10 protein-coding genes are annotated in these 11,493 nt (G+C 68.6%); 1 reads left to right on the forward strand and 9 read right to left on the reverse strand.

Translation table 11 applies throughout. The annotated features are described in order from the left end of the window. Window position 1: 1 nt before the first annotated feature. The 5 genes from DC347_RS08390 to DC347_RS08410 all read right to left on the reverse strand — a co-directional run bounded on the left by DC347_RS08390 (window position 2) and on the right by DC347_RS08410 (window position 5,373). A complete protein-coding gene (locus DC347_RS08390; protein ID WP_018760099.1) occupies window positions 2-1,780 on the reverse strand; it encodes a DEAD/DEAH box helicase in 1,779 nt (592 codons plus the stop codon). Further along, window positions 1,780-2,118, reverse strand: coding sequence for a DUF3039 domain-containing protein (locus DC347_RS08395; protein WP_018760100.1), 339 nt, complete (start codon window positions 2,116-2,118; stop codon window positions 1,780-1,782). Before DC347_RS08395 ends, DC347_RS08390 begins: the two co-directional genes overlap by 1 nt. 108 nt (window positions 2,119-2,226) lie before the next feature. Beyond that, entirely contained in the window at window positions 2,227-3,006 is a 780-nt protein-coding gene (gene nagB, locus DC347_RS08400; protein ID WP_109045047.1) for a glucosamine-6-phosphate deaminase, read from the reverse strand. 19 nt (window positions 3,007-3,025) lie between these two features. Then, window positions 3,026-4,597: a transporter gene (locus DC347_RS08405; RefSeq protein ID WP_109045048.1), complete on the reverse strand. Its 1,572-nt coding sequence runs from the start codon at window positions 4,595-4,597 to the stop codon at window positions 3,026-3,028. Beyond that, window positions 4,579-5,373, reverse strand: a complete 795-nt coding sequence (locus tag DC347_RS08410; RefSeq protein ID WP_018760103.1) for an ABC transporter ATP-binding protein — start codon at window positions 5,371-5,373, stop codon at window positions 4,579-4,581. Before DC347_RS08410 ends, DC347_RS08405 begins: the two co-directional genes overlap by 19 nt. 52 nt (window positions 5,374-5,425) lie before the next feature. Here DC347_RS08410 and DC347_RS08415 point away from each other — a divergent pair, with 52 nt between their 5' ends. After that, the gene (locus DC347_RS08415) at window positions 5,426-7,303 is read left to right on the forward strand and encodes a Na+/H+ antiporter (protein ID WP_109045049.1); all 1,878 of its coding nucleotides are present in this window, start codon (window positions 5,426-5,428) and stop codon (window positions 7,301-7,303) included. 21 nt (window positions 7,304-7,324) lie between these two features. On the opposite strand, the gene DC347_RS08420 is transcribed toward DC347_RS08415, so the two are convergent. The 4 genes from DC347_RS08420 to DC347_RS08435 are packed head-to-tail and all read right to left on the reverse strand — an operon-like array spanning window position 7,325 to window position 11,440. Continuing rightward, the gene (locus tag DC347_RS08420; protein ID WP_018760105.1) at window positions 7,325-7,603 is read right to left on the reverse strand and encodes a DUF3253 domain-containing protein; all 279 of its coding nucleotides are present in this window, start codon (window positions 7,601-7,603) and stop codon (window positions 7,325-7,327) included. A gap of 15 nt (window positions 7,604-7,618) precedes the next feature. Further along, window positions 7,619-8,716: an NADH:flavin oxidoreductase/NADH oxidase gene (locus DC347_RS08425; protein WP_109045050.1), complete on the reverse strand. Its 1,098-nt coding sequence runs from the start codon at window positions 8,714-8,716 to the stop codon at window positions 7,619-7,621. Then, window positions 8,716-9,702: a tetratricopeptide repeat protein gene (locus tag DC347_RS08430; protein WP_026264236.1), complete on the reverse strand. Its 987-nt coding sequence runs from the start codon at window positions 9,700-9,702 to the stop codon at window positions 8,716-8,718. The genes DC347_RS08425 and DC347_RS08430 overlap by 1 nt, the downstream gene beginning before the upstream one ends. A 52-nt stretch (window positions 9,703-9,754) precedes the next feature. Beyond that, window positions 9,755-11,440: a hypothetical protein gene (locus DC347_RS08435; protein ID WP_026264237.1), complete on the reverse strand. Its 1,686-nt coding sequence runs from the start codon at window positions 11,438-11,440 to the stop codon at window positions 9,755-9,757. Window positions 11,441-11,493: the final 53 nt, after the last annotated feature.

The following is an 11,493-nucleotide window of genomic DNA, read 5'->3' on the forward strand; positions in this document are numbered from 1 at the left end:
CCTATTTACGGCCGATGAACCAGTCCTGGAGCTTCCGGAGCCTGGACTGCAGCTGTTCCTCGTTGGCCTGTGCCACCGGGGGGCCGCCGCACACGGTGCGCAGCTTGGTATGGACCACGCCGTGCGGGGTGCCCGTCCGGGCGGCCCACGCCGCCACGTTCTTGGCCAGCTCGTTGCGCAGGTCCATCAGCATCCGGTGGTCAGGGACGGCGGGAACCTGGCTTTCGACGGTTGGGGCCTTCCGGTTCTTCCGGTTCAGTTGTTCGTGCTGGCGCTGGCGCAGGAGCGTCCCCACCTGCTCTGCATCCAGCAGGCCCGGAATTCCCAGGAAGTCCATTTCGTCGTCGGACCCTACCTCGCCGCCGGTGCCGAACTCGCCGCCGTCAAAGAGGACCCGGTCGAAGGAGGCCTGCGAGTCGAGTGCCTCGAACTTGCCCTTGGTGAGGCTGTCGGAGGCCTTTTCTTCCCGGTTGGCCTCTTCCATCAGCGAGTCTTCGGGGTTGAAGAGTCCGTCGCCGTCCTCTTTTTCCGGCCGGTCCAGCGCGTGGTCGCGCTCCATTTCCATGGAGTTGGCCAGCGCCATCAGCTGCGGCACGGACGGCAGGAAGACCGACGCCGTTTCGCCCCTCTTGCGGGCACGCACGAAACGTCCCACGGCCTGGGCGAAGAACAACGGGGTGGAGGTGGACGTTGCGTAGACGCCCACGGAGAGCCGGGGCACGTCCACGCCTTCGGACACCATGCGGACCGCAACCATCCAGCGCTTCTCGCCGGCAGAGAATTCCTCGATCTTGCTGGAGGCCTTGGCATCGTCCGACAGGATGACGGTGGGCGATTCACCGGTGATCCTCTTCAGCTGCCCGGCGTAGGCACGCGCATCTTCATGGTCCGTGGCGATGACCAGGCCGCCGGCGTCCGGTACGGTGCGCCGGACTTCGCTGAGCCGCTTGTCCGCGCCGGCCAGGACAGCGGGGATCCACTCCCCCGCCGGATTCAGCGCGGTTCGCCAGGCGTGGCTGGTGATGTCCTTGGTGACGGCCGCCTCACCGAGCGAGGCGGCCATCTCTTCGCCCGCGCTGGTGCGCCAGCGCATCTGGCCGGAGTAAGCCATGAACATCACCGGCCGGACCACGTGGTCGCGCAGGGCGTTGCCGTAACCGTAGGTGTAGTCCGCCTTGGAGCGGCGGATGCCTTCCCGGTCCTCCGCATACTCCACGAACGGGATGGGCGAGGTGTCCGAACGGAAGGGGGTTCCGGTCAGGGACAGCCGCCGCACCGCCGGATCGAAGGCCTCGCGGAGGCCATCGCCCCAGGACAGGGCTTCGCCGCCGTGGTGGATCTCGTCGAGGATCACCAGCGTCCGGGCGGCCTCGGTCTTGGCGCGGTGCAGCAAGGGCTTGCTGGCCACCTGCGCATACGTAACCGCAACACCGATGAATCCGCGGCCGTGCTGGCCGTCGGAGTTCTTGAAGTTGGGATCGATGGCGATGCCCACCTTGGCGGCGGCGTCAGCCCACTGCCGCTTCAGGTGGTCGGTGGGCGCCACGATGGTCACCCGGTTCACGGCACCGGAATCGATCAGCGTCGAGGCAATCCGGAGCGCGAAGGTGGTCTTACCGGCGCCGGGGGTTGCCACCGCAAGGAAGTCGCGGGGACTTTTCGCCAGGTAGAGGTCGAGTGCTTCCTGCTGCCAGGCACGGAGTTTGGGCGCGGTTCCCCAGGCTGCACGTTCCGGATAAGCCGGAGGCAGGGTGGGGCCGCCAAAGAGCGTCTCCGTCACTACTTATTGTTGCCCGAGTCGCCCGGACCCTTCCCGCCGTCGTTGCCCGGCCGGAGGCCCTCATAGACTTCCTTGCACTCGGGGCACACCGGGAATTTCTGCGGGTCCCGGCCCGGCGTCCAGACTTTGCCGCACAGCGCGATGACGGGCTCGCCCGTCAAAGCCGACTCCATGATCTTTTCCTTGCGCACATAGTGGGCAAAGCGCTCCCGGTCGCCCGGTTCCACCTCTTGGCGCAGCTCCTCGCGCTCGATGGTGGCCGTGGACGTTCCAGCCCCGGAAAGCTCGCGCATCGGGTCGTTTTCGAGAGGGTCCGTCATGCTAGTCATGGCATCCATCTTAGCCTTTCCGGTGGCCGGGCGTTCGACGGCGGCACGCCCGCGCCGGGGTGCGGCAGGGGCCGTCGTCGTCGCGTTCTGGGACGCACGCGACGGCCGGTACATCGCCTACAAGCCTTGCCAGCCGGGCTTGTTCTCATAGGTGTGGCGATAGAAATCCGCGAGTTTCAGGGCGGATGCCGCGGCCTCGTCCAGCAGGACCGTGGCATGGGGGTGGAACTGCAGGATCGAGGCCGGGCAGATGGCCGCCACCGGGCCTTCCACGAAGTCGCGGACGGCTTTGGCCTTTTGCGCGCCGGTGGCGAGGAGGATCACATGCCGTGCTGCCATGATGGTGCCCAGGCCCTGGGTGAGTACGTGGTGCGGGACCTCGGCGAGGCTGTTGAAGAACCTGGCGTTGTCCCGGCGTGTCTGTTCGATCAGGCTTTTGATCCTGGTCCGTGAGGCAAAGGACGAGCCCGGTTCGTTAAAACCGATGTGGCCGTCGGTGCCCACGCCCAGCAGCTGCAGGTCCACACCACCGGCCGCGGCGATGGCTCGCTCATACGCGGCGCAGGCTGCCGGGATATCCTCGGCGGTTCCGTCCGGTCCGTGGACGTTTTCCGGCGCGATGTTCACCCGGTTGGTGAATTCCCGGCGGATCACCTCCCGGTAGGACTCAGCGTGCCCGGCGGGCAGGCCCACGTATTCGTCCAGCGCGAACCCGGAAGTCCTGCTGAAGTCCAGGCCCTGCTGGTGCCGGGCTGCGAGTTCGTCATAGACCGGCAGCGGTGAGGAACCGGTGGCGAGGCCAAGTACCGCATCGGGTTTGCGCCGGACCAGTTTCTCGATGGCGTCGGCCGCGAGCCTTCCGGCTTGCCTGCCGCTGCCGAGGATGACGACTTCCATGCTCTTCCCTCCGGGGTTGTCAGCGGTTGACGGAAACCTGTGCCAGGAGTTCCGGGCCTCTGGCGTCAAGCCATTTGCCGCCCAGGCGGACACCGGCCGCGAAAAGGACCAGGCCCAGGAGGAGGCCGACGGCCAGGTTGATCCACCCGAACAAGGCGCTGCCCGTCACGGCCTGTGCCACCAGCAGGGCTGCCTCGGGGAGTACCAGGACCAGCAGGACCAGCATCCCCACAAACTGCACGGCGAGGGTCTGGCCGACGTTCCCGGGCGGCTTCTTGAACGGGCTGTCGCCGGGCAGCGGAACCGTGACTGTGTACCGGGCAGACACCACCGAAGACAAGCCAAGGCCGCTGAACAGGATCCCCAAACTAAGCCCCAGCTGGCCGGGCAACGCAGCCCAGTCGCGGGTCAGCGCCGCAGCCCCCACCGCGAACACCAGGACCACCGGCAGGGCGAAGGCAAGGCACGCGAGGGACCGGCCCAGCCGGTCCGCCACGCCGCGGACCCCGGTGGCCACGTGCAGGGCGAACGCGGTGTTGTCGTAGGACACGTCGGCGGAGATGGACCAGGCAAGGATGAACGCCGAGACCGGGGCGAGGAAGGCCACGCCCCCGTAGTGGCCTGTCTGCGCACCCTGGAACAGCATGATCACGGGAAGCAGAGGGATCACCACGAGCGAACCGGAATACCGCGGGTCCCGGAGCCAGTAGGTCAGTGACCTCGCCATCACGGCGCCTGCCGGGGTGGGCGGAAGGACCCCGAGCAGCCCAAGGCGGCCGCCTTTCCGTTTGCCGGCACCGGTGTACGGCGGCGTGACGAGGGCCCTTTCCAGCAGCAGCTTCCAGCACCAGGCCAGGCCGGCCAGGACCGCCACCGACACCAGCAGTTTCACGGCAGCCGCTGCCGGCCGGCCGGCAGCGACGTCACCGCCGAGCGCCCATGGCGCGCCCAGCGGGGTCCAGGACAGGGTCCCGGCGACATCCGGCAGGAACCCCGTGGAGGCCGACACCCCGCGGCCGACGGCCGCCACGATGGGACCGAGCAGCACCAGGGGAACCATGAAGGCGATGGCGCTGATGTCCTTGAACCGCCGGGACGCGGCGAGGCCCGCCGTGGCGGTGGTGACAACCTTTGCCAGCACGACGCACGTCATGACTCCCAGGCACGCGCCCACGAGGGCCGCGAGCGCGGGCAGGACACCGCGGGACCAGGTGGCTACCGTGGCCAGGGCGACCAGGGTGGTGGCAAGGCCCGGAATACCGATCAGGCCACCAAGGGCAAGGCCTGCCAGCAGCTGCCTCATGGGAATGGCGAAGGTCGTGAAGCGTGCCGGATCCAAGGTCATGTCCGTGGCGGAGGCCACCACCGGGATGACGCCCCAGCCGAGCACGGCGGCAGAACCGCCCAGCACCACGGCCGTGTAGGCGGTTCCGGTGCCGGCGTTCCGCAGCAGGACCAGGGCGATGACGAGCATGGCCACCAGGCCCAGCGCATAGAGCCCCGCGATGGCCATACCCACCAGCTGCCAGGGGCTGCGGCGCAGTCCGTTTCGCAGCAGCGTGAGCTTGAGCCTCAGAAGGTGCGCAACCATTCGAGCCCTTCCGTGTGGCTGTGGCCGCCCACGAGCTGCACGAACCGGTCCTCCAGGGAAGCACCGGCCCGGACCTCGTCAACCGTCCCCGCGGCCAGGACCCGGCCGCGGGCCACGACGGCCACGTGGTCGCACATGCGCTGCACCAGGTCCATCACATGGCTGGACACGATGACGGTGCCCCCGGAAGCGACGTACCGGTCCAGGATGGAGCGGATGTTAGCGGCGGAGACCGGGTCCACTGCTTCGAATGGTTCGTCCAGGACCAGGAGCCGCGGGGCATGGATCATGGCGGAGGCAAGGGCGATCTTCTTGGTCATGCCGGCGGAATAGTCCACCACCAACGTCCCGGCGTCCTGGGCCAGGTCCATTGCCGCGAGCAGATCCGCCACCCGGGCCGCCACCACGGCCTTGTCCATGCCGCGCAGCAACCCGGCGTAGGTAATGAGTTGTTCGCCGGTGAGCCGGTCGAAGAGGCGGACACCGTCGGGCAGGATTCCCATCAAGCGCTTTGCCTCCAGCGGATGCTGCCAGACATCCACCCCATGGACCACGACGGTGCCAAAGTCAGGGCGCAACAGCCCCGTGGCCATGGACAAGGTTGTGGTTTTGCCCGCACCGTTGGGACCCACGATGCCAAAGAATGAGCCGGCCGGAACCTCCAGGCTGATGCCGTCCACCGCGATCTTTCCGCCGAACCTCTTGGCCAGCCCGCGGATGGACAGGGCCGGGATGGGCCCGGAATTCGACGCCTGGTCAGGGAGCGGAGCAGTCATGGTGCCAGCCTAGCCCGCGGAAGCGCGCTGTGCGGGGTGGGAGACTATCGTCATGGACATTGCGCTGGGCCTGCTGGTCATCGCTGCTGTGGTGTGCGCCGCCAGCGCCATCGGCCGCAGATTCAATATCCCCGTGCCGCTGCTGCTGGTCCTGGCCGGCGTGGCGGGCTCGTTCCTGCCTTTCATTCCCCCCGTTGAGCTGAATCCCGAACTGGTGCTGGTGGGCCTGCTGCCTCCACTGCTGTATGCGGCGGCGTTCCGGACATCACTGTTCGACTTCACATCGAACCGCCGGTCCATTGGCCTCCTGTCCGTCGGGTATGTCATCTTCGGCACCCTGGCCGTCGGGCTGGTGGTGTGGTTGCTGTTCCCGGAGATCCCGTTGGCCGCCGCCATTGCGCTGGGCGCGGTGGTGGCACCCCCGGACGCGGTGGCCGCCACCGCCATCGCCCGGAAGGTGGGCATGCCCCGGCGGATCGTCAACATCCTCGAAGGCGAATCGCTGCTCAACGACGCCACCGCGCTGGTCTGCCTCCGGGCCGCCGTCGCGGCCATCGCCGGCTCCGTCTCAGCCCTGGACGTGGCCGGAGGGTTCGTGCTGGCCGCCGGCGGCGGGCTGGTGGTGGGCCTCGCCGCCGCGTACGTCCTCACCGAAATCCGGAAACGGATCAGCAACGTCGCCATCAACACCTCGGCGTCGCTGATGGCTCCGTTTGTTGCGTTCCTCCCCGCCGAAGCCATCCACGCATCAGGGGTGCTCGCCGTCGTCGTCACCGGCCTGGTCATGGGCACCAAAGCACCCTCGATGCCCAACGGTGCAGCCCGGCAAAGTGCCCGGAGCAACTGGGACACCGTGCAGTTCCTCCTGGAGAACGCGGTGTTCCTGCTGATCGGGTTGCAGGTCCGGACCATTATCGACAGCGTCCAGGACGACTCCCTGGGCGCCGGCCGCGTGTGGCTCGGCTGCGCCGTGATCCTGCTGGCCGTCCTGGTGCTGCGCCCGGTCTGGGTCTTCCCCGCCACCTACCTGCCGCGCCTGATCCCCTCTGTACGGCGGGCGGACCCGGCGCCGCCCTGGCAATTTCCGGCCATCGTGTCCTGGGCGGGCATGCGCGGTGTGGTCACGCTGGCCGCCGTCCTGACGCTGCCCGATGACCTGGAGCACCGCAACGTGCTGGTCCTGGCCGCCATGGTGGTAGTGGCCGGCACCCTGGTGCTGCAGGGATTCACGCTGCCTGCCTTGGTCCGGGCCCTGGGCCTGCCCGGACCGGACAGGCGTGAGGATGCCTTGAACCAGGCCTCACTGATGCAGCTGGCCACCGCCGCGGGAATGGAACGCCTGGACCAGCTGCGGCGCGAGAGCGATCCCCCGGAGGTCATGGACATGTTGCGGCGCCGGACGCAGGAGCGGGGCCTGGCCGCCTGGGAACGCCTGGGCCGGCCGGGGGCGGAGTCCACCACGCCCAGCCAGCGCTACGCCCAGCTGCGGATGGCCATGCTGGAAGCCGAACGGGACAAGGTCCTGGAACTGCGCCGCGGCGGGGACTTCGCCCACGAAGTCCTCAGCGAGGTCCTCGAGCGGCTGGACATCGAAGAGTCCATGCTGGACGCGTCCCTCAACGAGCTCGATTCCGCCACTGACGCCGGCGGCGGCGAGGGATTGGCCCAACCCGGGGGCGTTTGCGACCACCTGACGGCGGCCATGCTGTCCCCGGTCCCCGACAACCCTGCCTGTGCGGGTTGTGAACGGGAGGGGACCACACCGGTGCATCTGCGCATGTGCCTGGCATGCGGCCAGGTGGGCTGCTGCGACTCGTCCGCCGGACGGCACGCCAGCCGCCACTTCAAGGAAACCGGGCACCCCGTCATGCGGAGCATCGAACCCGGCGAACAGTGGCGCTGGTGCTATGTGGATGACCTGCTGGGCTGACCCCGTACCGGTGCGTTGCGCTTACCGGGCCCTGCGGATGCGGATAGGGCCCTTGGCCGACGCCGGATCCACGACGGCACCGCCTTGGGTGACCTCCACCTCTCCCGCTTCCACCAGCCGGCGCGCGGCCTGGCGCGCGGCCTCCATCAGTCCCCGCCAGTCGGCCCCGCCCACCGCGCGGGCGGCGTCGGACGGGCAGATGCTGGACGTCGCGGCGCGTGACGCCAGCAGCTCAAGGATGCCGGCTTCAAGCGCGCGGTCAGCGGATGACAGGCTGTGGTCCGGCTGCCGGTTGTCCATGGGCTCAGGCGGCCGTCAGAAGGAACGCCGCGGCACGGCGCGCTCGTACTGCGGCGGCCACGTAATGTCGTAGCCGAGTTCGAAGGCCGCGCGCAGCCACCAGTGCGGGTCCCGGAGGGCCGCCCGGGCGATAAAGACCCCGTCTGCCTGTCCGGTGGCAATGGTATGCTCGGCCTGGCCAGGGGTGGTCAGAAGTCCCACCGCCCCCGTGGCCACGTGCGCCTCCTGCCGGATGGCTGCGGAGAATCCTGTCTGGTAGCCCAGGCCCGGTTTGATCTGCTGGTGCGCGACCGCCCCGCCGCTGGAGACGTCCACCAGGTCCACGCCACGGGCCGCGGCCTCTCGGGCCAACCGGACCGAAGCGGCCAGGTCCACCCCGCCGGGCGCCCAGTCGGTGGCCGAGATCCGGAGCAGCAAGGGCATGGAATCCGGAATGACGGCACGGACGGCGTCGATCACCGCCAGGGTCAGCCGGTTCCGGCCGGCTTCGTCACCGCCCCACTCGTCGTCGCGTTTGTTGATCAGCGGGCTCTGGAACTGGTGCAGGAGGTAGCCGTGCGCGGCGTGGATCTCTACGGTGTCAAAGCCAGCGTCCACGGCGCGGACCGCCGCGGCGGCGAAGTCGGAAATGACACCGCGGATGTGCTCCACGGTCATGGCCGCAGGGGCGGCGTACCCTTCGAAGGCGGTTTCGGAGGGGCCCAAGGTCTGCCAGCCGCCATCCGAGGCCGGGACACTGCCCTGCTTGCCGGAGAACGGCCAATACGTGGACGCCTTCCGGCCGGCGTGGGCCAATTGGACGCCGATCTTGGCCTCGGCGGCGCCGTTCCGGTGGACGAACGAGGTGATCCGCTGCCAGGCTCCGGCCTGCTCGTCGTTGTACAGCCCGGCGTCGCGGGGGCTGATCCGGCCCTCGGCGTTCACGGCTGCCGCTTCGGTGAGAATCAGCGCCGCGCCGCCCGTCGCAAAAGCCCCCAGGTGCACCAGGTGCCAGTCGTTCGGAACCCCCGGGCCGTCGTCGGGATCGCAGCTGTACTGGCACATGGGCGATACCCAGCCCCGGTGCTGCAGCTCGAGCGACCTCAAGGCCAGGGGCTGGAACAGGGCAGGCACTAGAACAGCACTCGTGCGAGCGCCTGGCGCGCCTTGGCGACGCGCTCGTCTCCGGCGCCCACGACGTCGAACAGTTCCAGCAGCCGGACGCGGACTGTTTCCCGTTCCGGGCCGAAGTTTCTGCCGATGAACGCAACGAGGCGGTTCAGGGCATCGTCCACATGGCCGCCAGCCACGTCCAGGTCCGCCACCGCCAGCTGCGCATCAAGGTTATCCGGCTCGTTCGCCGCCCGGGCGCGGAGGGCCTCGCTGTCCTGGGCGGACAGCGGCTGCAGCCGGTCCATCAGCTCCACCTGTGCCAGCCCGGCTTTGGCCTCGTGGTCCGAGGGCATTTCCCGCAAGGCCTGGCGGTAAGCCTCCGCGGCGGCGGCGTAGTCGCCGGCTTCGATGGCATCGAAAGCGGCTTGGTGCAGCGGCGGAAGCGGCGCGGGCTCCTGCTCTCCCGCCGGACCGCCGTCGAGACTTCCGGTCACACCGTTGGCGGCCGCCACCTTGAGGAGCTCGTCGAACAGGCTGCGCACCTGCTGTTCGTCAGCGGCGCCCTGGAAGAGCGGCACCGGCTGCCCCTTGAGGACGGCGACAGCGGTGGGGACGGCCTGCACCTGGAAGGCCTGGGCAAGCTGCGGGAAGGCTTCGATGTCCGCGGCGCCCAGGACCAGGCGGCCGCCGAAGGAGGCAACCACGCGTTCGAGGGTCTCCAGCATCCTGCCGGATTCCGGTGAGTAGGAAGCCCACAGGGCAAATACGACCGGAACCTGGGCGGAGAGTTCAACGAGTTGCTGGAAGTTCGCTTCGGTGACGTTGACCGTGAGCTCCGCTCCGCCTGCGGGCGCCTCCTGGCCAGGCGCCGGGCCCGAGCCGGCTGCCGGGCCGGACGGCGCCGCGGGAGCTGCGGGCCGCTTCAGCGAGGAAAGGTCGACGGCGCCGCGCAGGTTAAGCAGGCTGGCAGCGGCAGGAGGGACTGGGCGGGAAGCTGGCGAACTCATGTTTCCCACTCTAGCCACTCCGGCCGCTGCCGGTGGTAATACGGTCGAGGGCCTACTTGAAGCTGGCGCCTACCAGGCCGCGGGTTGCGGCGACGAGCTTCATCGGGTCCGAGGATCCTGCCGGCGGCACGTAGACGGCCATGGATTCGGCGAAGCTCAAGACCATGCCGGTACTGGTTTCCTTGCCGCCGGCCAGGGCTGCCGCATCGTCGCCGATGCTGAGCTTGTCACCGGCAGCCTTGGGGGTGCCCTCGAAGCCGAAGTTGATGCGGCCCAGGACGAGGGCCCCGCCGTCGGAGGTACGGAACACCACCGTGCTTTCCGGCACCACCTTGTGGGTGAAGGAGAAGTTGCCGTTCTCGCCGGCCTTCACCACCTCTGCCTGGTAGGACAGGGTGTCGGCGATGTACGGCGAGGACTGGCCCTCGACCAGCTTGTCCTTGAACGGGGAGTCCGCTGACGTGAGCCTGTCCGCCAGGCCGGACATGGCTTCCTCACCGCTGTAGAGCAGTCCGGTCTTGTCCGAGGCGGCCAGCGTCTCGGTCCCTCCGCGGCTGATGTTAGGGAACGTGGTGCCCGGCTGGAGGGGGGTGGTCTCCATCAGCTTGTAGTTCTCCCGCGGGGACTGCTGGACCAGCGTCAGGATTTGCGGCACGACGTTGCCGTCGCCCTGGGTCACGGCCAGCACTTGCCGCGGCCAGTCCCGGTCGCTGGTGATCACGGTGGTCAGCAGCTTGGTGGAGCGGACAGGCATGCGGGGCTCGTAGGAGCCCACCTGGGAACGGATCTTGTAGTTCTGGGTCCGGATCTCCAGCTCGGGTCCGGCCACGCGGTCGGCAAGCTTCGCCGCATCCTTGGCGGCGTCCCCTGCGTCGGTCGCGCTCGAGACCTGCTCCAGGATGCGCCGGAACTGGGCTTCGAGGAGGACCGGAGAGCCGGTGCCGTCCTTGGCCGCCGGTGACGACGCACTGCCCGACGGCTGCGGGCTGGGGCTTGCCGCCTGTGCGGCGGTGCCGGATCCCGCCAGGACCACAGCTGCCACACCTGCGGCGACCATGGTGGCCTTGGTGGTGGACTGCGCCTGCGAACGGGCGCGGGCCCGCCGGGCGTAGCCGCTGCCGCCGTCGCGGCCTTCGCCGTCCTTGGTCCGCGCAGACACCAAAGCCAGCACAATGCCGCCCACCATCAGCAATCCGCCGATGACCATCAGCGGAACGGCCCACGGGGTGGATGTGTCGTTCGGGAAGGTCATGGACACCGATGCCGGGGCCGCCTTGGTGCCGTCGGAGGCAAGCAGGAGGCTCCAGTCGCCGTCAGCCGGCGGAGTCCAGGTGTAGTCCAGTTGACCGCTGGCATTCTCGGTGGATGCCCAGAGGTCCGAGCCCGCCGGGTTGGGCGCAGTGGCGTCGCCGTCGGCATGCTCAACCTGCAGGGACTTTCCGTCCTCGGAGACCCCGTTGATGGTGTTGTGGGCGGTCTTGCCGACCCACGCGCTGACGTCGTCGGGCCGGCCCGTTGCCAGCATGAAGTTGCCGTCGCCCTGGACCGAGATCTTGACGGTTCCGCCGTGCAAGGTGCGCAGCTTCTGGTCAATGACAGTCAGCGGGGCCGCGGCGGCGTTGGCCGGCAGGGACGCGGTGAAAGTCTCGGATGGAGCCCAGATGGTTCTCTGGCCAATGCCGGCCAAAAGTGTCAGGAGGCCGAGCAGCACAAGTGCGGCTGCAGTCTTTAAACGCAAGGGAAACACCTATCATCAGCGGGGGTTTACCTTCAATAGTAACCTTTTTGTTA

The sequence above is a fragment of the Pseudarthrobacter sp. AG30 genome (assembly GCF_003116525.1).
In the GTDB taxonomy this organism is placed as follows: domain Bacteria; phylum Actinomycetota; class Actinomycetes; order Actinomycetales; family Micrococcaceae; genus Arthrobacter.